At 64.5% G+C, this 20691-nt stretch carries 15 protein-coding genes and 1 rRNA gene; 4 read left to right on the top strand and 12 right to left on the bottom strand.

Features of this window, described 5'->3' with window-relative positions; genetic code table 11:
* Positions 1 to 8 precede the first annotated feature (8 nt).
* The 3 genes from I9018_RS03725 to kynB all read right to left on the bottom strand — a co-directional run bounded on the left by I9018_RS03725 (position 9) and on the right by kynB (position 3264).
* The gene (locus I9018_RS03725) at positions 9 to 1508 is read right to left on the bottom strand and encodes a PLP-dependent aminotransferase family protein (RefSeq protein WP_068577396.1); all 1500 of its coding nucleotides are present in this window, start codon (positions 1506 to 1508) and stop codon (positions 9 to 11) included.
* Between the two features lie 171 nt (positions 1509 to 1679).
* Positions 1680 to 2531: a tryptophan 2,3-dioxygenase gene (gene kynA / locus I9018_RS03720; RefSeq protein ID WP_068577394.1), complete on the bottom strand. Its 852-nt coding sequence runs from the start codon at positions 2529 to 2531 to the stop codon at positions 1680 to 1682.
* 91 nt (positions 2532 to 2622) lie between these two features.
* Positions 2623 to 3264 (bottom strand): arylformamidase, encoded by a 642-nt coding sequence (gene kynB / locus I9018_RS03715; protein WP_068577392.1) that lies wholly within the window; start codon positions 3262 to 3264, stop codon positions 2623 to 2625.
* A gap of 283 nt (positions 3265 to 3547) precedes the next feature.
* On the opposite strand from kynB, the gene I9018_RS03710 reads away from it, so the two are divergent.
* From I9018_RS03710 to I9018_RS03700, 3 genes are all read left to right on the top strand, one after another.
* Positions 3548 to 3892 carry a cupin domain-containing protein gene (locus I9018_RS03710; RefSeq protein WP_068577391.1) on the top strand — a complete coding sequence of 115 codons (345 nt, stop codon included), beginning with the start codon at positions 3548 to 3550 and terminating at the stop codon, positions 3890 to 3892.
* A gap of 101 nt (positions 3893 to 3993) precedes the next feature.
* On the top strand, positions 3994 to 4479 hold the full coding sequence (locus I9018_RS03705; protein WP_083235739.1) for an antitoxin Xre/MbcA/ParS toxin-binding domain-containing protein: 486 nt from the start codon (positions 3994 to 3996) through the stop codon (positions 4477 to 4479).
* Positions 4476 to 4994 (top strand): RES domain-containing protein, encoded by a 519-nt coding sequence (locus I9018_RS03700; RefSeq protein ID WP_068577389.1) that lies wholly within the window; start codon positions 4476 to 4478, stop codon positions 4992 to 4994. Before I9018_RS03705 ends, I9018_RS03700 begins: the two co-directional genes overlap by 4 nt.
* A gap of 117 nt (positions 4995 to 5111) precedes the next feature.
* On the opposite strand, the gene mmsB is transcribed toward I9018_RS03700, so the two are convergent.
* Complete coding sequence (mmsB, locus tag I9018_RS03695; protein ID WP_124345681.1) at positions 5112 to 5999, bottom strand: 3-hydroxyisobutyrate dehydrogenase; 888 nt, start codon at positions 5997 to 5999, stop codon at positions 5112 to 5114.
* Between the two features lie 10 nt (positions 6000 to 6009).
* Positions 6010 to 7536: a CoA-acylating methylmalonate-semialdehyde dehydrogenase gene (locus tag I9018_RS03690; RefSeq protein ID WP_068577385.1), complete on the bottom strand. Its 1527-nt coding sequence runs from the start codon at positions 7534 to 7536 to the stop codon at positions 6010 to 6012.
* Positions 7537 to 7683: 147 nt separating this feature from the next.
* Here I9018_RS03690 and I9018_RS03685 point away from each other — a divergent pair, with 147 nt between their 5' ends.
* Positions 7684 to 8634: a LysR family transcriptional regulator gene (locus I9018_RS03685; RefSeq protein ID WP_068577383.1), complete on the top strand. Its 951-nt coding sequence runs from the start codon at positions 7684 to 7686 to the stop codon at positions 8632 to 8634.
* An 84-nt stretch (positions 8635 to 8718) separates the two neighbouring features.
* On the opposite strand, the gene I9018_RS03680 is transcribed toward I9018_RS03685, so the two are convergent.
* From I9018_RS03680 to rrf, 7 genes are all read right to left on the bottom strand, one after another.
* A complete protein-coding gene (locus tag I9018_RS03680; protein ID WP_241110105.1) occupies positions 8719 to 9213 on the bottom strand; it encodes an OmpA family protein in 495 nt (164 codons plus the stop codon).
* A gap of 14 nt (positions 9214 to 9227) precedes the next feature.
* Positions 9228 to 10496, bottom strand: coding sequence for a diguanylate cyclase (locus I9018_RS03675; protein ID WP_241108762.1), 1269 nt, complete (start codon positions 10494 to 10496; stop codon positions 9228 to 9230).
* Positions 10493 to 11074: a YfiR family protein gene (locus tag I9018_RS03670; RefSeq protein ID WP_241108761.1), complete on the bottom strand. Its 582-nt coding sequence runs from the start codon at positions 11072 to 11074 to the stop codon at positions 10493 to 10495. The genes I9018_RS03675 and I9018_RS03670 overlap by 4 nt, the downstream gene beginning before the upstream one ends.
* Positions 11075 to 11179: 105 nt before the next feature.
* Positions 11180 to 13261, bottom strand: a complete 2082-nt coding sequence (gene recD, locus I9018_RS03665; protein ID WP_241108760.1) for an exodeoxyribonuclease V subunit alpha — start codon at positions 13259 to 13261, stop codon at positions 11180 to 11182.
* Positions 13258 to 16947, bottom strand: a complete 3690-nt coding sequence (recB, locus tag I9018_RS03660; RefSeq protein ID WP_241108759.1) for an exodeoxyribonuclease V subunit beta — start codon at positions 16945 to 16947, stop codon at positions 13258 to 13260. The genes recD and recB overlap by 4 nt, the downstream gene beginning before the upstream one ends.
* Positions 16944 to 20396, bottom strand: coding sequence for an exodeoxyribonuclease V subunit gamma (gene recC, locus I9018_RS03655; protein WP_241108758.1), 3453 nt, complete (start codon positions 20394 to 20396; stop codon positions 16944 to 16946). Before recC ends, recB begins: the two co-directional genes overlap by 4 nt.
* 163 nt (positions 20397 to 20559) lie before the next feature.
* Positions 20560 to 20675 (bottom strand): 5S ribosomal RNA (gene rrf / locus I9018_RS03650).
* Between the last annotated feature and the right edge of the window lie 16 nt (positions 20676 to 20691).

The raw sequence follows: 20691 nt of genomic DNA, 5'->3' as shown, positions 1-20691 counted from the left end.
AAATTGCCCTAGGGCTTGCGCAGAACCTGTCCCAGGCGCTCCATCGCGGCTTCGATTTCATGGGCACTCAAGGAGGCGTAGCCCAGCAACCAGCCCTGTTCCCTGTGCTCGCCGACATACAGCCGGCCAAGGCCGGGTAACTGCATGCCGATACTCGCTGCCCGGCGCTGGGTGTGCTCCTCGCTCCAGCCCGGCTCCAACAGGCAGGGAATCTGCAGGCCTCCCGGCGGCGGCAAGGCCCTGGCGATGCCTTGCAAATGCCGCCCGATGGCGTCGAGCATGGCCTGCCTGCGTCCCGCGTAGAGCTTGCGCATGGCCCGCACGTGGGCGTTGTAGTGCCCCTGCTCCATGAACCGCGCCAGGGTCAGCTGGAGAATCTGCGGGGTATGGCCGTCCATGATGCTGCGGGCCGCACTGAAGGGCGCCACCAACTCCTCGGGCAGGACCATGTAGCCCATGCGCAGGCCGGGATAGAGGGTCTTGCTGAACGTGCCGATGTACAGGGTGCGCTGATACGCGTCCAGGCCCTGGACACAGGCGGTCGGCAGGCCGTCGTAATGGAACTCGCTGTCGTAGTCGTCCTCGATGATCCAGCGATCGTGCTCGGCGGCCCAGCGGATCAACTCCAGCCGGCGCTCCAGGGACAGGGTGACCCCGCTGGGATACTGATGCGATGGCGTGACATAGACACAGCGGGCACCACTGCGATCGGCCCGCAGCAGATCGGTGCGCAAGCCCTGTTCATCGACATCGATGGGGACGATGCGCACCTCGGCGGCCTCGAACGCCTTGCGGGCGCCAAAATACCCCGGGTTCTCCATCAGGATCGGCTTGCCAGCGTCCACCAGCAGTTGCGCGCACAGGAACAAGGCCTGGCGGGTGCTGCTCAACACCAGGATCTGCCCCGGCTGCACCTTGGCTCCACGCTCCAGGTTCAGATAGGCGGCGATGGCTTTGCGCAAGGGCTCGGCCCCCTGTGGGTCGCCATGCAGCAAGACATTGCCCCGGTACTCCTGCAGCACCTGGCGTTGCAAGCGCTCCCAGACCTGCACCGGGAAACTGCGGGTTTCCGGCAAGCCGGTGGCAAAGGCCTTGACCACCTGCTGGTCCGCGACCCCACCGCGTTCGAACAGCGTCCGCCCCCGACGACTCAAGCCGCCCCCAGGCTCCCGGATGCTGCGTGGCGGCTCCTGCAAGCGCAGGCGCCTGCGGGCCGCTCCGCGCAACTGCGCGCCAATGGCCTGGCAGACATAGCTGCCGGAGCCCTCGCGCCGGACGATGAAGCCATCGCGCTGCAACTGTACGTAGGCGTTTTCCACGGTATCGCGCGATACCCCCAGGGACTTGGCCAGGACCCGACTCGCCGGTAGCTTGAGCCCCGGCGCCAGGGCTCCATCGAGGATCAGCCCGCACAGCGCCCGCTGGATGCGCTGATGCAGGTCCAATGCCTGGAACTCCGGGTCATTGAGCCGCATGTTCAGGGTTTCAAGTTCGAAGGTACGGCTCATGCGGTCTGCCCAGGAAAGTGAAAGCATCGATTTTGGGCAGCCACTTTAGCGCCGGCCACCTTTGCGGTCACCTCCTGCCTGGCCGCTGTCGCAGGCGCCAGGACAGGCACGAGAAGCGAATGGGCGATGCCAGGAATGAAAACGCCCCGGCTGGCGGGGCGTTGGTCTGGGTCATTGCGGGTAGCGCACTCGCCACAACTCGGGGAACAGCACGGTATCGAGCATCTTGCGTAGATAACCCACGCCCTCGGTTCCACCAGTGCCCGGCTGGAAGCCGATGATCCGCTCCACCGTGGTCACATGGCGGAAGCGCCATTGACGGAAGGAGTCTTCCAGGTCGATGAACTTCTCGCCCAGCTGGTACAGGTCCCAATACTTCGAGGGATCACCGTATACCTCGCGCCAGGCCGCTTCCACCGAGGGATCGTGCTGGGTCGCGCTGGTGCTGTTCAGCGCCAGGCGCTGCGGATCGATGTCCAGGCCGCTGCGGGCCATCAGGGCGATCGCCTCGTCATACAGCGACGGAGTGGCGATGGATTCCTGCAGCGCCTGCAGCAGCTCGGGACGGTGGGCATGGGGACGCAACAGCGCCGCACTCTTGTTGCCCAGGATGAATTCGATATCGCGGTACTGGAACGACTGGAAGCCCGAGGACTGGCCCAGGTACGGGCGGATGGACTTGTATTCCGAAGGGGTCATGGTGGCCAGCACCGCCCAGGCATGCACCAACTGGTCGAAGATCCGCGAGACCCGCGCCAGCATCTTGAACGCCGGCGCCAGCTGGCTCTGGCGCACCTGCTCACGGGCGGCCTTGAGTTCGTGGAGCATCAGCTTCATCCACAGCTCGGAGGTCTGGTGCTGGATGATGAACAGCATCTCGTTGTGGTCTGGCGACAACGGATGCTGGGCGCTGAGGATGCGCCCCAGATCCAGGTAGTCGCCGTAGCTCATGGAGTCGGAGAAATTCAGCTGGGCGTTATGCCATTCATCCGGTGGATTGCTTGAAAAAGGACATTGGCTCATCGCGTGGGCTCCTCGTCTCGGTCGGCTGGGGCCCACACCGTTGCCTGGGCAAGGGTGCACGAATGGCCCGCCGTCATAGTTATTGTAGGAATCAATCGGCCAACGGGCGCAGGATCGCCCGCACCGGACTGGCGTCCAGGTGGGCAAAGCGCAGTGGCAGGGCAATCAGTTCGTAGTCGCCTTCAGGCACCTCGTCGAGCACTACCCCTTCGAGGATCGCCATGCCATGCCGGGCGACCGCATTGTGGGCATCCATGGTCTTGGACTGCTGGGGGTCCAGGGAGGGGGTGTCGATACCGACAAGGCGCACACCGAGACGGGCCAGCAGCTCGATGGTGGCCTCGGCCACAGCGGTGAAGCCTGAGTCCCAGGTGTCCAGCGGAGCCTGGCGATAGGTCCGCAGCAGTACCCGTTGGGGCAGATTGTCCAGATGCCCCTGCAGGTCCTCGGGTTGCACCAGCGGACCGCTCTCCAGGCAATACAGGACCCGGCACGGCCCCATGTAGACATCCAGCGGCACCTCGCCAATAGGCAGGCCATCAGGGCGGTAATGCAGCGGGGCATCGACATGGGCGCCAGTGTGGGGCGACAGGGTGATCCGACCGATGTTCACTGGACACTCGGGCCCGAAATGCCAGACACGTTCTTCCTGGAATGGCGTGTCTCCCGGCCAGGTCGGGGTCGCGGTGCTCAAGGGCGGGCTGATATCCCACCAACGGGGTGTATGTTCCATGGGCATGGCTCTTGGTCGGTCCAGACTGCATAATACGAGCGAAGCCGGTAAAGATTCTTGCGAAATAACTCGGTCAGCTTCAGGTATTTCGCAAGAACTGCTAACAAAACCTGGTTTATCCGATGAATCTTTCAAGCCCGCCGGCCACCGGCTCCCCCTTTGCCAGTCATCGCGAGCAGGGCCGCAGCGCTTCTGGATACCCCGGTGTCGAGTACAGACAACCCCATGGGCGCCGGGCGCTATAGGGTGCGGCCTCTGGTTCTCGATCTGTCAGGAGCACAGCATGCCCAAGCCCATTACCGTTCTGCGCGATACCCATCCACTGCCGGTCCTGGACGCCTGCAAGTGGGAAAAACTCGAAGGCGACCCGCACACCGTCAACCTCAATGCCTACACCAGCGAAGATGGCAGCAAGATCATGGGCACCTGGATCTGCACTCCCGGCAAATGGCGGGTGGCCTATGAGAAGTGGGAGTACTGCCACTTCCAGGAAGGCTATTGCGTGATCACCCCGGACGGCCTGGCTCCCATCCACTTGCGCGCCGGCGATATCTTCGTGGTCGAGCCCGGCATGAAGGGCACCTGGGAAGTCGTGGAGACGGTACGCAAGTACTTCGTCTTCGCCTGAGGCCTGCCAGCGGCGAGTCCGGGCCGCCGACGCCCGGCTCAGCGCTGCTTGCCAAATGTCTATATAATCCCTGCCAAATGGCAAAGGCAGGAGTAAGGCCCATGGTTGCACTGACCGGTAGCGACATCGCCGTAAAACGACGCGGCAAGCCCGTATTGAAGGATCGAACCTCGGACATCCTGCTCGGTGGCCGGGCACGGTTCGACGACCGTATCTCGATCTATCGCCTGACCGAGGAAGGCATTCCGCTGACGGCAATCGTCAAGTTCGTCTCCTCGGTCCCCATGCTCAAGGACGAACAGGTCCTGGCCAAGATCATCGGCCTGTCCGAGCGCACCCTGCACCGGCGCCTGAAGACCCCCGACGAACCGCTGAACCCGGAGCAGAGCGCCCGGGCGGTACGCTTCGCCCAGGTGCTGTCCAAGGCCCAGGAGGTCTTCGGCAGCAGCGAACAGGCCCAGGACTGGATGGCCAAGCCGGTGATGGCCCTGGACGGCCACAAGCCGGTGGACCTGCTGACCAACCCCATCGGATTCGAGCTGGTGGATGAGTTCCTCACCCGCCTGGAATACGGGGTCTATCAGTGATCAGCATCCCCGGCAGCAGTGCCGTTCACTTCTGGCGCCTGGACGCCGCGCAGCACGCCGACAGCTGGGACAGCGGCATCGGTGCCGAGCTGTGCGGCGGGCGCTGGAACTCCAAGGGGGTCAAGGCCGTATATGGCAGCGCCGACCCTGCCACGGCGATCCTCGAGGTGGCCGTGCATAAGGGCTTTGCCGCGCTCGACCAGGTGCCCCATGTGCTGACCGGGGCGCTGATCCACGACCCGTCGACCATCTACCGCCTGGACGAAGGCAGCGTGCCCAATCCCAACTGGCTGGTGCCGGGCATTCCCAGCGCCGGCCAGCAGCAATTCGCCGACCAGTTACTGGCCGAGCATCCCTTCGTACTGGTGCCTTCCTCCGTCTCGCGCCACAGCTGGAACATCCTGATCAATCCGCTGTTGGCCAAGGGGTTGTACCAGGTGGTGATCCAGGAGCGCTTCGGCCTCGACACCCGCCTCAATCCGCCGCCACGCACTCCGGCTGGCCGGCCCAACTGAGCGGGCAAAAAAAACGGGAAGCCGCCCGACGCGGATTCCCGGAAACGCCCCCATTCGGGGGGCTACGATCATGAGACGGTATTCGTGGCGAGGGCTTGGCCCCCGCCACGCAAAGGGCTACTGCGGCTTGCGGTAGCTGTTGACGATGGCCGAGAAGTCCTTGCCACCTTCCCCGCGCTGGCTCATGGCCTGGTACAGCTGCTGGGCCACCGCGCCCAGCACCACCGGCTGATGGGCCTGACGGGCGGCCTCGGTGGCCAACCCCAGGTCCTTGAGCATCAGCTCGGCGCCAAAACCACCGGTGTAGCCACGCGCTGCGGGCGCGGTCTCGATCACTCCCGGCCACGGGTTGTAGGTGTCGGAACTCCAGCACCGCCCGGTGGAGCTGTTGATGATCCCGGCCAGCACCTTGGTATCGATACCCAGGGCATCGCCCAGGGCCATGGCTTCGCTGACGCCGATCATCGAGATGCCCAGCAGCAGGTTGTTGCAGATCTTGGCGATCTGCCCAGTGCCCACTTCCCCGCAGTGCACGATGTTGCGCCCCATCTGCGCCAGTACCGGCTGCAGGGCGGCGAACAGCTCGGTACCCGCGCCGACCATGAAAGTCAGGGTGCCAGCCTGGGCGCCGCCTGTGCCGCCGGAAACCGGGGCGTCGGCCATGGCCACGCCCTGCTTGGCCGCAGCGGCGGCAACATCGCGAGCGGTCTGCGGGTCGATGGTGCTGCAGTCCACCGCTGGCACGCCACGGGCGATGCCCGCCAGCACGCCGTCCTCACCCAGCCAGACGCTACGCACATGGGCGGCGGCCGGCAGCATGGTGATCACCAGTTCGGCGCCTTCGGCGGCGGCCTTGGGCGAGGCGGCAATGCGCCCGCCCAGTTGCGCCAGCTCGGCCAGCACGCTTTGGTTCAGGTCGAACAGGTTCAGCTGGTGGCCGGCCTTGATCAGGTTGCGGGCCATGGGCGCGCCCATGTTGCCCAGGCCGATGAATGCAATGTTCATGTCAGGCTCCTCAACGCAGGCTGATAGTGGTGTTCACACCGTCGTTGACGCTGTCATCGTCGAACCAGCGGCTGGTGACGGTCTTGGTCTGAGTGTAGAACTGCACCACTTGCTTGCCGTACGGACCCAGGTCGCCGAGCTTGGAACCGCGCGAACCGGTGAAGCTGAAGAACGGTACCGGCACCGGGATCGGGATGTTGATCCCCACCTGGCCAACGTCGATTTCGCTCTGGAACTTGCGTGCCGCCGCGCCGCTCTGGGTGAACAGGCCGGTGCCGTTGCCGAAGGGGTTGGCGTTGACCAGGGCGATGGCCTCGTCGAGGGTGTCGACCTCCAGCACCACCAGCACCGGGCCGAAGATTTCCTGGGTGTAGATCTGCATCTCGGTGGTCACCCCGGAGAACAGGGTCGGGCCAACGAAATTGCCCTGCTCGTAGCCCGGAACCTTGACGTCACGGCCGTCCAGCTCCAGCTTGGCGCCTTCCTTGATACCGCTTTCGATCAGGCCCAGCACGCGCTCCTTGGCCCGCTTGGAGATCACCGGGCCGACATCGGTACCCGGCTCGCAACCGGCGTTGACCTTGAGCTTGCTCGCGGCCTCCTTGATGTCCGGCAGCCATTCGCGGGCCTTGCCCACCAACACCGCTACCGAGGTGGCCATGCACCGCTGGCCGGCCGCGCCGAACGCCGCACCGGCCAAGGCGTTGACCGTCTGGGTACGGTTGGCATCGGGCAGCACCACGGCGTGGTTCTTGGCGCCCATCATCGATTGCACGCGCTTGCCGTGCTTGCCCGCCAGGTCATAGACATGGGTGCCGACGGCGGTGGAGCCGACGAAGGACACGGCCTTGATGTCCTGGTGCACGCACAGGGCATCCACCACGTCCTTGCCACCATGGACCACGTTGAGCACGCCGGCCGGGACTCCCGCTTCCAGCGCCAGCTCCACCAGCAACATGGTGGACAGCGGATCTTGCTCGGAAGGCTTGAGGACGAAGGTGTTGCCACAAACGATGGCCATCGGGAACATCCACAGCGGAATCATCGCCGGGAAGTTGAATGGGGTGATCCCCGCGCACACGCCGATAGGCTGGCGCAGGGTGTAGGTGTCCACGCCGCCGGCGACGTTCTCGGCGAACTCGCCCATCTGCAGGGTGCCGATGGAGCAGGCATGCTCCACCACTTCCAGGCCGCGGAAGATGTCACCTTCGGCGTCGGCGATGGTCTTGCCCTGCTCGGCGCTCAAGACCTGGGCAATGCGTTTGGAGTGCTCACGGATCAAGGCCTGGAGCTTGAGCATGATGCGCATCCGCGCGCCGATCGGCGTCAGCTTCCAGGTCTGGAAGGCACGTTGGGCCGCAGCGATCGCGGCATCGACTTCGGCAGCGGTGGCAAACGGCACCTTGGCCAGGACTTCCTGGGTCGCCGGGTTGACGATGTCATGCCATTCCTGGGTCTGGGACTGGACCCATTGGCCGTCGATCAGCAATTTGACCTGCTGCAGGGTAGTGCCGCCGGACTGGAGGGGAGCGTTCATGGGGTCTCCTGACTTCTTGAGTTCTTATGCAGGGAACCAAGGCGTTGCAGCGCCTTGAAAGAGGGGAGTCGCGAGTTGGTATCGGACTGTTTTTGGAGTATAGATGTGCAAACTTCTAATAAGAACGCACATAAAATCCGGTCCATCATGCAAAAAAACATCACCTCGCTGAGCACCCTGAACTGGGACGACCTGAAGTTTTTCCTGGAGGTGGCACGTACTCGCAAGGCCAGCAGCGCGGCCAAGCGCCTGGCGGTGGACTACACCACGGTGTCACGGCGCATCGGCTCGCTGGAAACCGCCCTGGGCACCCTGCTGTTCGAAAAGTCCCGTACCAACGGCTTCGTCCTGACTGCCGAGGGCCAGCGCCTGCTGGGGTATGCCGAGTCGATCGAAAGCACCCTGCACATGGCCTGCGAGCAGGTCTCGGGCTCCGGCGTGGCGCTGTCCGGGCATGTGCGCATGGGCTGCACCGAAGGTTTCGGCACCTTCTTCATCACCCCGCAGCTCAGCCATTTCCTCGACGCCTACCCGGCGATTTCGGTGGATATCCTGCCACTGCCGCACTTCATCAGCCTGTCCAAGCGCGAAGCCGACATCGTCATTGCCCTGGAGCGTCCGGAACATGGGCCCTACGTGTGCTGCAAGCTGTGCGACTACCGCCTGCAGCTGTACGCCACCCAGGAATACCTCGATCGCCATCCGCCGATCCGCCGCCCCAGCGACCTGGGCGAGCATCAGTTCATCAGCTATGTCGACGACCTGGCCTTCAGCTCCGAGCTGCTGTACCTGGCCAACGTGGTCCCCGGGGCCAGCGCCCACCTGCGCAGCACCAGCGTCATCGCCCAGTACGTGGCGGCGCAGCAGGGCCGCTCGCTGGCGATCCTGCCGTGTTTCCTGGCGGCCCAGGACCCACGCTTGCTGCCGGTGCTGCCCAAGGAAATCAACCTGACCCGGCAATTCTGGATGTACTGCCGCGAGGACCTGCGCAAGCTCAAGCGCATCACACTGCTATGGGATTACATCCGCGAGGTGACCGAGCAGAACCAGCCCTTGTTGATGGGGGACACTCGAAGCATGTCGTTCAGTGCCCCCTAGCCTTGTGCCGCCATGCCGTATCGGTCACCGATCGGCCTGGCGAAGCGGCCGTAGGACTACAGCCGCGACTGGATGGATCGCCGCTCAGTCGGCGATCACCACGATCGACACCCGACGATTCTCGGTACGCCCGGCCGGGGTGCTGTTGGAGGCCACCGGCTCGCTGCTGCCAAGGCCGCGCAACTGGATGTTCTCTTCGCGCATGCCGACCTGGGTCAGGACCTTGACCACGCTCTTGGCCCGGCGCATGGAGAGCTGCGTGTTGTAGGCCTCCTTGCCGGAGGCATCGGTGTGGCCGTCGACCCGCACCTTCTGGATATCGACACTGAGCAAGGCCTTGCCGATGCGCTGGACGATCTGGGTGCTGGCCGGGTTCAAGCTCTCTATATCACTGCCGAACAACACCTTGCCCGACAGGCCGAAGGCCCAGCCTTCATCCGTCAGTTCGAAGCCCTCCTGTTTCAGCACCGCGATCTGCTTCGGGGTCAGGCCCTTGGGTGGCACGCTCTGGCAGCCCGTCAAGGCCAGCAAGGCCATGAACACCAGGGCACCGAAAAGTCGAACCGAACGTTGTGTCATTGAGAACAAGGGAGTTAGCTCCTGTTTTGAACCTGGACGACGGGGGACTCCGCCCCCACTGTGTGCTGCCCGCCTCGCGCGCCTCGCTTGGCCTGGTACATGGCCGCGTCGGCGGCATTCAACAGACTGCCCGGAGTGGCGCCATGCTCCGGATACACGGCGATGCCGATGCTCAGCGATGTCAGGATCGACAGGCTGCCTGGCAACTGGATCGGCATCTCCATGCTGCTGATGATCTTGTCGGCGATGCGCTGGGCATCCTCCACCCGATGCAGGGGCGTCAACAACACCGCGAATTCATCGCCACCCAGGCGCGCCACCAGGTCATCCTCGCGCAGTTGCGCTCGAATCCGCGTGGCCACGGCCACCAGCACCGCATCCCCGGCGGCATGGCCAAAATTGTCGTTGATTTCCTTGAACCGATCGCTGTCCAGGAACAGCACCGCCATGTGTTCGTTGTGCTTGTTGGCACTGCGCAGGGCGCGGATCAGCCGTCCCTCGAAGAAGGCCCGGTTAGGCAGGCCGGTCAAACTGTCATGGCTGGCCTGGTGGGCCAAGGTCTCATTCTCGCTCTGCAGGTGGGTCTGCCAGACCTCCAGTTCATCGAGCAGGGCGTTGAAGTCATTGCCCAGGTTGTCCAGCTCGGCGATTTGCGCCGGCGGCACCCGTTGGTCGAAGGCACGCTCGCGTCGGGCCGCGTGGGCCACGTCCGCCAGGCTGCGTAGCGGGCCCGTGATATCGCGCAGTTGCCGGCGTGCCAGGTACAGGGCGGCCCAGGCACTCAGGGCGATGCACAGCACGATGCCCACCAACCCGCTGAAGAGGAAGCGCAACAGGCTGCCGCCATGGCCGGTGACATTGACGCTGCCGATCTCCTGGCCCTGGCGATAGATCGGCACGCTGATGGGTTTTTCCAGGAATGTGCTGGCGATGTGCATTTCCAGGTTGGTCAGGAAACCGCTGTCCGGACGCTGCCAACTGGCCAGCAACTGCCCCTGGCTGTCGTAGACCTTGGCGTCGGCCACCTCTTCGGTGGAAGCGATCAGCGCCAGGGCCTCGGTGGCCACGACGTTATCGTGGAACACCACGGCAGCTTCCACCGTATAGCTGATGGAACGGGCGATCAGGTGCAGGTTGTGGTCGGCATACACCCGCAGGGCCAGTACGCCAAGGCCGGTCAGGGACAGGCTGGCCATGGAGATCGCCAACAGGGCAACGATCAGGTGGCCGCGACCAATGACCGACCGCAAGGTAGGGCGGGAGTTGGACTTGAACAGTTTCATGGCTCCGCCGGACGCCGACGGGACAACTGCAACACACTGGGATGGATCTTCACCCCACTGCGCGCCACTGAGTCCAGATTGACTTCGAACGATACCTGGCTGTCGCTGACTCGCAGGCAGAACAGGCTGCCCACGGTGCATTGGTCGCCCCCCTCGCTGATGCTCAGCACCGGCTGCCCGGTCAACGAGCTGAACAAGCGAGTACGCTGCTCAGTCCCCAGCTTGCCGACGTAGACTGAATCGCACTCGCTGGCGATCGCCGCGTTACTGGCCAGTAACCGACGCACCTGCACCGGGCGTCCGGTAGCCTGGGTGGCCCCCTTGAGCAGATCGTCGGTGTATTCGGTGGGACCTACCACGCAAAGACGCAACTGCGCTGGCTCGACCGGCCAGCGCGCATAGCTGAGGATGCCCAGCACCACTTGGGTCACTGCCTTGGCCCGCTGTTCGGCCAGGCTGGCCGGTGCCGAGGGTTCGGGCTGTGCGATGGCCAACAGGCTGAACAGGCAAAGGATGGTCGCCAGCACGTACTGCCGCCACCGCAAAATGCGCTCTGTCCTCAAGACAGCCACGTCCATGCAGGGAATCTCGTTGATTTTCACGAAGATGATGCCGCAACGATAGCACAGCCCTGGAAAATGCCGCGAGATCGACGCGGTGCAACCATGCCTGGAAGCCCGGCCTCAGTCCAGCTCCAGCATCAATCCGCTCAGGCGCTTGACCCGCCGTCGCACCGCCTCCTCGAAGACACCGGCACGGGGTTCGATCAGGCTGAACCAATCCTTGGCCCGGGTGATGCCGGTGTAGATCAACTCCTTGGTCAGTACCGGATTCAATACATCGGGCAGGATCAGCGCGGTATGGGCGAACTCCGAGCCCTGGGACTTGTGCACAGTCATGGCGTAGACGGTTTCCACGTCGTTGAGCCGGCTCGGCAGCACCAGGCGCACGCCGCCCTGGCCATCGTTGCGCGGGAAGGCCACGCGCAGCACCTGGCGGCCCGCCTCGCTGCCGTCCTGTTCCGGCAAGCGCAGGGCAATGCCGATATCACCATTCATCAGGCCCAGGCCATAGTCATTGCGGGTCATCAAGACCGGACGGCCCTCGTACCATTGCTGGTCGCTTTCGATCAGCCGGGCCTTGAACAGTGCCTGGGTGATGCGCTGGTTCAGGCTCTCGACGCCCCAAGGCCCCTTGCGTACCGCACAGAGCAGCTGGAAGCGGTCGAAGGCCTGCAGGACGTTGCGTGCCCAATCGGTCCAACGCCGATCTTCCAGGCCGGTACCAACCGGTGGACGCTGGCTGCGCAGCACATTCAGGTAATGGCGATAGCCTTGCGGCCCTTCGCCGTGGCCTTCGAGCAACAGCCGCTCCAGGGCCCGGTCCTGTTCACCCTTGAGGCTCAGGCCATGCAAGTCCCCATGGCTGCGGGCCGCCAGCAAGCGCCGGGCCTCGTCGGCCTGTTGCTGATTGACCCAGCGTGCCAGCTGGCCGATGCCACTGCCTTCGCCAAAGCGCCGGGAGTGACGCAGCATCACCACCTGCTGCGCCAGGGGGTGCTGGTGCCCGTGATCTTCCTGCAGGCCGCTGGTGGCCAGGTCTTCACCACTGACCGTCTCGAGCCAGGCGCGGGTCTGCGGGTTGTACCAGCCCGCCTCGGCATCCCGGCACAAGTCACCCAGCACGGCTCCAGCCTCCACCGAGGCCAACTGGTCCTTGTCCCCCAGCAGCACCAGGCGTGCATGGATGGGCAAGGCATCGAGCAGGTTGGCCATCATTTCCAGATCGATCATCGAGGCCTCGTCCACGACCAGCACATCCAGTGGCAGGCGATTGCCGGCATGGTGGCGAAAGTGCCGGGTCCCCGGGCGATTGCCCAGCAGGCGGTGCACGGTGGTCACTTCGCTGGGGATCTTTTCCCGCACCTCATCGGCCACCGACAAGGAGCGCACCTGCAGGCTGATCGACTCCGTCAACCGCGCCGCGGCCTTGCCGGTGGGGGCTGCCAGGCGGATGCGCAGGGGCTTGCGAACCTCCACTGCCGGCCCCTGGAGCAGGGCCAGCAGGCGGACCACCGTGGTAGTCTTGCCGGTGCCCGGGCCTCCGGTGATGATGCTGAAGGCCCCTCGCGTGGCCAGGGCACAGGCGAGTTTCTGCCAGTCGACCGGACCGCTGGCCCTGGCTGCGCCGAACAACTCGTCAAGGCGCCGGGCCAGATGCTCGGGTGTTGCCTCGGTTTGTGCCAGGCGCTGGCGCAGGGCGTTGTCTATGCGTCGCTCATAGGCCCAATAGCGCCGCAGGTACAGGCGCTTGCCCGACAGAACCAGGGGCCGCTGTCGCGCACCCTCGCCGTGGTCCGCAGCCAGGGCGACCAATCGGCTACCGGCCAGGACCTTGCACCAGTGTGCGCCCTCAAGGCCGGCCAGGACTTGGGAAGGCAGCGCCGGCGCGCCATTCTGCGCGTCCCCTTCGGGGGGCAATGACAGGGCGAAGTCCGGCTCCTTGAGGGTTTCGAACAGGTCCAGGCAGACATGTCCGTGCCCCAGTTGATGACTGCTCAGGGCCGCGGCCATCAGCACCAATGGGTCGCACTCCGGGTCCAGTTCATGGAGGAAGGCCACGAAGGCCTTGTCCAGGGCCCGCAGCCAACCCCGTGCCACCCATAGGTCGAGCAACTGCAGCAGGTCAGCGGCACGGCTCAAGGGGGCCTGGCCCTGGGAGGCCGGCTCCGGCTCGTCCAGGGAGGCGAACAGATCCGGGGTCATAGCAGCACTCCCTGTTCCCAGGCAGGTTCGACCCTGGGCGGCTCGGCCTGGCCCTGGAACATCAGGTCCAGGCGCTCGATCAACTGCCGCGGCGGGCGGGTGAAGTACAGGCCCCGGCTGGCCGCCTGAGTGCCCCGCAGGAACAGGTACAAAGCCCCGCCCATGTGCCGGTCGTAGTCGTAGTCGGCCAGGCGGGCCTTCAACTGTCGGTGCAGGGCCAGCAGGTACAGGACGTACTGCAGGTCATAGCGATTGTCGAGGATCGATTGTTCCATGGCCTGCTCGGTGTAGGCGGCGTCATCGACGCCCAGCCAGTTGGACTTGTAGTCGGCCACGTAGTAGCGGCCGTGGTGCTCGAAGGTCAGGTCGATAAAGCCCTTGAACATGCCATTGAGCAGCACGGGCTCGGCAGTCACCCGGGGCGCCCCCTGGTGCGTCTGCTGGCGCACCAGTTCGTCGAGCTTGAGTACATCGACCTTGTGGCTGGCGAACCAGAACTCCATCTCCACCCGATACTGGACCAACTGCCCGAGCACCACGGGCGGCTGCCCCTCTCCCGCCGGCAAGGGTACTTGCAGCACCTGCTGCAACCAATCGCTGAGGGTCGGGATCCAGCCTTCCCAGCCCCGGCGATTGCAACGGCGGGCGACCGCATCGGTGATCGCTTCGGGGGACGCACGAAAGCCTTCGCCACCCGCCCATTCCAGCAGGCCATGAAGGAAGGTGCCGGGGTTCGGCCCGCGGGGGAAACGATGGATATCGCCACTGCTGGCGACGACCTCCCGAGGCGCCTCGGGGTCCAGGCGTTCATCATCGAACAACTTTTGTGCCTGGGGATCGTCCGGGGCCTGGCTGCCCACACCCAGGGTGTCGCTGATCCGCAAGGCGCTATAGGAGGCGATCCACCAGTCCTCCGCGGCCCGGCGCACGGGAGCCAGCGCAGCCAGCAGGCGGGCTTCGTTGCGCGGCGGATAGAAACGCTGGTCATCAGCGGGCGGCAACTCGGCCACCGCGATGGCATCGCAGCCTTGCTGCAGATCCAGCAACCAGCGCTGCAAGCCAGTGGACTCGTTCAACTGCGCGCCGCCGCCCAACAGGTAGCCCAGGGCCGAGAGATTCAGGATCGAGTTGCTGTGGTTACCGCGCTTGAGGTCGGCGACTCCCAGCCAGCAGGCATGCCGGGCCCGGGTCAGGGCGACATAGAGCAGCCGCAGGTCCTCGGCCAGGCGCTCGTCGTCAGCCTGGGCGATCAGCTCTGCGCTAGGGCGCAGGCTGACTTGGGGCTTGCCGGCGGCATCGTGGTAATGCAGCGGCAGGCGGCTGCCGTCCACCGGCTTGGTGGAGCAAATGAACGGCAGGAACACCAGGGGGTACTCCAGGCCCTTGGATTTGTGGATGGTGACCACCTTTACCAATTGCTCATCGCTTTCCAGGCGCAGGATCTGCTCCTCACCCGCTTGCCCGGACAAGGCCAGGTGTTCGGTGAGATGGCGGATCAGCGCCTGCTCGCCATCGAGCTCGGCGGCGTTCTGCTGCAGCAATTCGGACAGATGCAGGAGGTTGGTCAGTACCCGCTCGCCATCGCTGCGGGCCATCAGGGCCTGGGGCAACTGGAAGTCGTGGAGCAGGCGGCGCAGCATCGGCAGCACGCCCTGGCTCCGCCAGATCGCCCGATAGCCACGGAACTGCATGACTCGCGCTTCCCAGGCCAATTCGTCCTGGTTCAAGCGCTCCAGTTCCACCAGGGGCAGGTTCAGTGTCAAGGACGCCAGGGCGGCACGCAGCGGACGCTCCACGTCCGGCTCGGCACAAGCCTTGAGCCACACCAGCAGGTCGCGGGCTTCCTGGGCGGCAAACACCGAGTCCTTGTCCGAGAGGTACACGCTGCGCACCCCGCGGGCGGCCAGTTCGGCACGGATGGCCTGGGCCTCCTTGCCGTCGCGTACCAGGATGGCGATGTCCGCCGGCAGCAGGCCTTCGAGCTCTTGCGGGCCGCGGGCAAAACCACTGCGGCCCTGCTGGCCGCCATTGAGCAGGCCGACAATGGCACTGGCACAGGACGCGGCCTGGTGCTGGCGATACTGGGCTGCGGACAACGGTTGCTCCGAAGGCAGCAACCAGAAATTCAGTGCCGGTACGGCTTGGCCATCGACCAGCAGGCGCTCCTTGCGGTCCTGGGCCGCCACGGCCAGGAACGGCACCGGGTTCTGGCCATCGGGCTGGCGAAACAGGAAAGCGCCTCGCCCTTGCTGGCGCTGCTCGGCATGCAGGAACACGTGGTTGACCGCGCTGACCATGGCCTGGCTGGAGCGGAAGTTGGTGTCCAGGCTATGCAGGCGGCCACTGGTGGCCTGGCGCGCCCGCAGGTAGGTATAGATATCGGCACCGCGAAAGGCGTAGATCGCTTGCTTGGGGTCGCCGATCAGGAACAGCCCGGTCGTCGGGTCGTTGTCTTCGATGCGATAGATGCTCTCGAAGATGCGGTACTGCACCGGATCGGTATCCTGGAACTCATCGATCAAGGCCACCGGAAACTGCTCGCGGATCAGGCTCGCCAAACGCTCGCCGCCATCGCTCTGCAAGGCGCCATCGAGGCGCAGCAGCATGTCGTCGAACCCCATCTCGGCACGGCGGCGCTTCTCTTCCTCAAAGCGTGCCCCGACCCATTGCGCAGCATGTTGCAGCACCGCCGCATCCGGGCTGGGCAAGGCCTCCAGGCTGGCCTTGAGTCCGGCCATCGCCTCAAGCCCGGGATGGCTTGGGGCGTCGCTCTTCCAGGCCTCACTCATGCCCTCTGGAGTCAGGCGGCTGAAACCGGTGCCGATATCCAGTTGCTCAAGGCTCTCGTCATCGACCCACGCGTCGATCTTGTCGAACCAGGGCTCGAAATAACGCGCCTGCATCTTGCGTCCATCGACGCTCTTGCTGGCCACCCCTTGCAGGCAGATATCCCGCAATTGCGCAGACCATTGGCGCCAGGGTGCCTTGATCTGCACCAGGGCTTCGCGGCGCTCTTGCAGGCTGGCCTCGATCAACTCGGCTGGCGTCTGCTCCATCGGCCCGCGCCGCTCATTGCCGAACATCGCCCGGACCCGGGGCAGCAACTCGGCCGGCCCCACCCAATGGCTACGCACCCAGTTCAGTGCGTCGCCTTGCAGGGGGTAGCAGAACAATCGCCAGTAATCGCGCAGGACCTGGCCCAGCAAGTCGCTGTGGTCGGTCTCCAGGGTCTGGGTGAACAGGCTGCCGCTGTCGAAAGCGTGTTCGCGCAGCATGCGCTGGCACCAACTGTGGATGGTGGAGACCGCCGCCTCGTCCATCCACTGGGCTGCGATATCCAGGCGATTGGCACAGGCGGCCCATTGCTCGGGGGGGTATTGCTCGCGCAACTGCTCTATCAGGCTGTCCGGGGCCGGGATTTCTTCACGCAAGAAGCGTGCGGCCTCTGCCAGGCGGGTGCGGATACGCTCGCGCAGTTCCTTGGTCGCGGCGTCGGTGAACGTCACCACCAGGATCTGTGGCGGCAGCAGCTCGCGGCCAAAACCTTCGGCTTCACCGCCATGGCCCAGTACCAGGCGCAGGTAGAGCGCGGAAATGGTGAAGGTCTTGCCTGTACCGGCACTGGCCTCGATCAGCTGGCTGCCGTGCAGCGGAAAAGCCAGGGCCAGGGGGCGTTGTCCAGTCATGCTCCGGCCTCCTCGCCGAGGGCTGAACGCCATGGGGCGTTGAGTAGCGGGCGATAGAGCGTTTGGGCCCAGCCGCTGAAGGTTTCATCGGCGATCAATGCGTTGTAGTCGGCAAACTGGCGGGCCAGCGCCGGACTTTCGCGGCGCTCGCCCTGGCTATTCTGCCCATCACCGTCATAGGCCTTGCGCGCCGCGGCGGCGGCCTTGTCCGGATCGCTCTGCCCCAACCAGGCAAAGGCCGTCTTGACGGCCACGGGCAGGGGTTGGCGCATGCCCGCCTGCCAGGCTTGCAAGATCTCGCCCAGGACCTGGCGGGCCATCTCTTGCTCGAGCGGGGCGAGCAGCAGGCTGTCGTCGCTCGCCACCAGTGCCGTGGTCAGGCAGTAGCCACTGGCACAGGCCAGCAAGTGATTGATCCAGGGTTTGATCAGTCGGTGCCACTTGCGGGTCTTGCTGGAGCCGATGCCATTGGCAATGGCGGTCACGGCCAACAGCCCATTATCCGCACGCTGGTGCAAACCGCTTAACCACCCCTCCACTCGGACACCTTGCAAGTCCAGGCTCACCGGCAGTGCGCTGGCAAGCGGGGTTGGCCATAGGGCCAGCAATTGCTGGTAGCGCTGCAACAAGTCCGGCAGGGGTTCCATCAACTCCCGTTGCAGGCACTCACCGAAACCGGCCATGGGCAGCAAGCCGCTGGCCTGCAGTCGCTGGGCCTGAGCCTGTAGCGCATGCTCGGGTTGCCGGGCGTCGCCCAGTGCAGCCTCCAGCAAGCTGTCGCTCAGGTTGTAGCGTTGCAGGGCATCAAGGACGAAGGGTTCTTCATCGGCCAAGGGCGCCTCCATCGCTTCGAAGAACACCTTGAGCCGCTGGCTGAAGAAATGCCGTACCGGGTGGCGCAGGAAATCTTGCAACTGGGCCACACTCAGGGGCTCGTCCTGGGCATAGGGCTCCAGGCGCACAAGCGTGTCCTGCTCCTGTGGGGCCTGATGCAGCACTTGCCACTCCCGGGCGTAGCTGAACAGCGGATCGTCGTCATGAAAGTAGCGGGCACTGAAGGGTTGCAGCGGATGCTCCTGGGTCATTTCTTCCAGTAGGGCGCCAGGTGTATCCAGCGCTCGCCAGCCACTGGCCAGGTGATCGCGCAACTGGCCGATCAGCACGGAGGCCGGGCGCTCGCTATTGTCACGGATGCTGCGGCCGACCCAGCTGATGTAGAGCTGGTCACGCGCCGAGAGCAAGGCTTCGAGCAGCAGGTAGCGGTCGTCTTCACGCCGAGAGCGGTCGCCCGGGCGGTAGTCGCTGCCCATCAGGTCGAAGTCCAGGGGGGGCTGGGCCCGCGGGTAGTCGCCATCGTTCATGCCCAGCAGGCACACCAGCTTGAAGGGGATGGCACGCATCGGCATCAGGGTACAGAAGTTCACTGCGCCGGCCAGGAAGCGCTGGGACAGTCGTCCCTGGTCGAGGCCCGCCAACCAGGCCTCCCGTACCACGGTCAAGGGCAGTTCATCCTGCAGGCCCACCGACTCACAGGTTTCCAGCCAGGTTTCACGCAGGTCTTCCAGTTGGCCCAGCAAGTAATCGTCATGCTCGGTACTGGCCAGGAAGAACTGCTCCAGCAGGTGGTGCAAGCGTTCGCCCCACTGACCAGGCACGGCAGGTTGGCACAGCTGCTCATGGGCCAGTTGCAGGGCATCGAGCAAGGCCACCAACGGACCGATCAGGGCGGCATCCAGGCCACCGATCTCATCATAGGGCTCGATACCGGCGCAGGCATCGGAACGGCCAACGGCATACCCCAACAGCATGCGCCGCAGACCGAAACGCCAGCTGTTTTGCTCCAGCTCCTCGGGCAGCCCCAATTCGGCTCGCTGTTCGGCATTCATGCCCCAGCGGATACCAGCACCTTCGATCCAGCGATGCAGGGTCGGCAAGTCGGCTTCGTCGACACCGAAACGTGCGCGCAGGGCCGGGACATCCAGCAGATCGAGAATCTCGCTGACCGGGAAGCGGCTGTCCGGCAGTTTCAGCAAGTGCTCCACGGCGATCAGCAGCGGATCGCGGCCACGTTGCCCCTGGTCGGTCAGGGTGAAGGGAATGAAGCGTCGGTCATCGCGTTCCAGCTGGCCGAATACGGCGCGGATATGCGGAGCATAACTGTCGATATCCGGAACCATGACGATCACGTCGCGAGGGCGCAGCTCGGGATCGGCGCTGAAGCGGGCCAACAGCTGGTCGTGGAGAATCTCCACCTCGCGCTGGGCACTGTGGGCAATGTGGAAGCGGATCGACGAGTCCTGCTGGAGATCGACCTCGGGCCATAGCTCGCGGGTTTCATCGAGAGGGCGCAGTTCGAGAATGTCGTCCTGCAATTGCTGGAGCATGCTGAGGGGGCGGGTCTCGCTGAACAGGTCGATCCGTCCATCGCGAAAGGCTGCGCGATAGCTGTTGGGGTCGTCGTAGCTGTCCAAGAGATTGATGTAGTCACGACCTTGCTTGCCCCAGGCGGCCAATAGGGGGTGTGCATGCTGGTGCAGGGTTTGCGGGTCGAGCGCCAGGGGCATGCCGGTCTTGCGCGCCTGGCGCTTGTACTGATGCCGCAGCAGGTCCTTGTCGGCGACGATGTCAGCCCAGTGGTGGCGACAGGGGTTGTGCACGCAAAGCAGTACCTGGCTAAAGCGAGCCAAACCTGCCAGTGCCTCCAGGGCCTGGGCCGGCAGTGACGAGATCCCGAACACTATCACTCGCGGTGGCAGCCCCTGGGGGGTGGTGTCGAGGCTGTTGATTCGCTCGATAAAGCGCTGGTGCACACCTGCTCGGCTCTGGGCCATGCCTTCGGTACCCACGTCCAGGAGCAGCGCTCGCCACAACTCGGCTTGCCAGCAGTTGGCGGGAGGCAAGGCCTTGGGCTCTCCTCGAACGTTGCGCAACTGATGCCGCCCGGCGGCCCAGTCCTCCAGCCAATCGGCCCGGTATACCTGGTATTGGTCGAACAGGTCAGCCAAGCGCTCGGCCAGTTGGTAGCGTTTGCGCAGATCGCTGTCATGGGTCAGGAAACGTTGCAGAGGCTCGAAATGCGGCTCGTCGATCAACTCCGGCAATAGACGCATCAGGCGCCAGGTGAGCGGGGCCTTGTCCAACAGAGATTTTGGGGGGATTTCATCCCGTCCCAGCACCAGGCGATACAGCTGCCACATGAAACTGCCGGGCAACTGTACATCGATGGCTGCGGCGATGCCGCAGCCACCGGAATCATCGTCTTCGGGGTCTTCGGCCAGGGCCAGCTTCAACCACTGGGCAATGCCATTGCTCTGAACCAGGGCAATTTCATTCTCCAAGGGCGCTAGCGGGTAGCGCCGCATCCAACTGACGACCAGGCTGCGCAACTCGTCCAGGCGGTTACCATGAACCACCATGAAACCAGGGTTGAGGGACGAGGCGTCCGGCATAAAGGATTTCCTTGGAGAATGCAAAAAGCCAGGGCGGAACCTTAGCACTGTCGCGGAACGCTGGCAGCCGGACCGATCAAAGAGCTGCGTGAACGATGGAAACTTTTCGCTAGCGCAAAGACAAAACCCCAACTGCTTTCGCAATTGGGGTTTCGGAATTTAATCTTGACGATGACCTACTCTCACATGGGGAAACCCCACACTACCATCGGCGATGCATCGTTTCACTTCTGAGTTCGGGATGGGATCAGGTGGTTCCAATGCTCTATGGTCGTCAAGAAATTCTGTAGCTGAG

The organism is Pseudomonas sp. MPFS (assembly GCF_022537035.1).
GTDB classification, from domain to species: domain Bacteria; phylum Pseudomonadota; class Gammaproteobacteria; order Pseudomonadales; family Pseudomonadaceae; genus Aquipseudomonas; species Aquipseudomonas sessilinigenes.
Note: the sequence above shows the minus strand (reverse complement) of the source record. Positions and strands in the feature narration are given on the sequence as shown.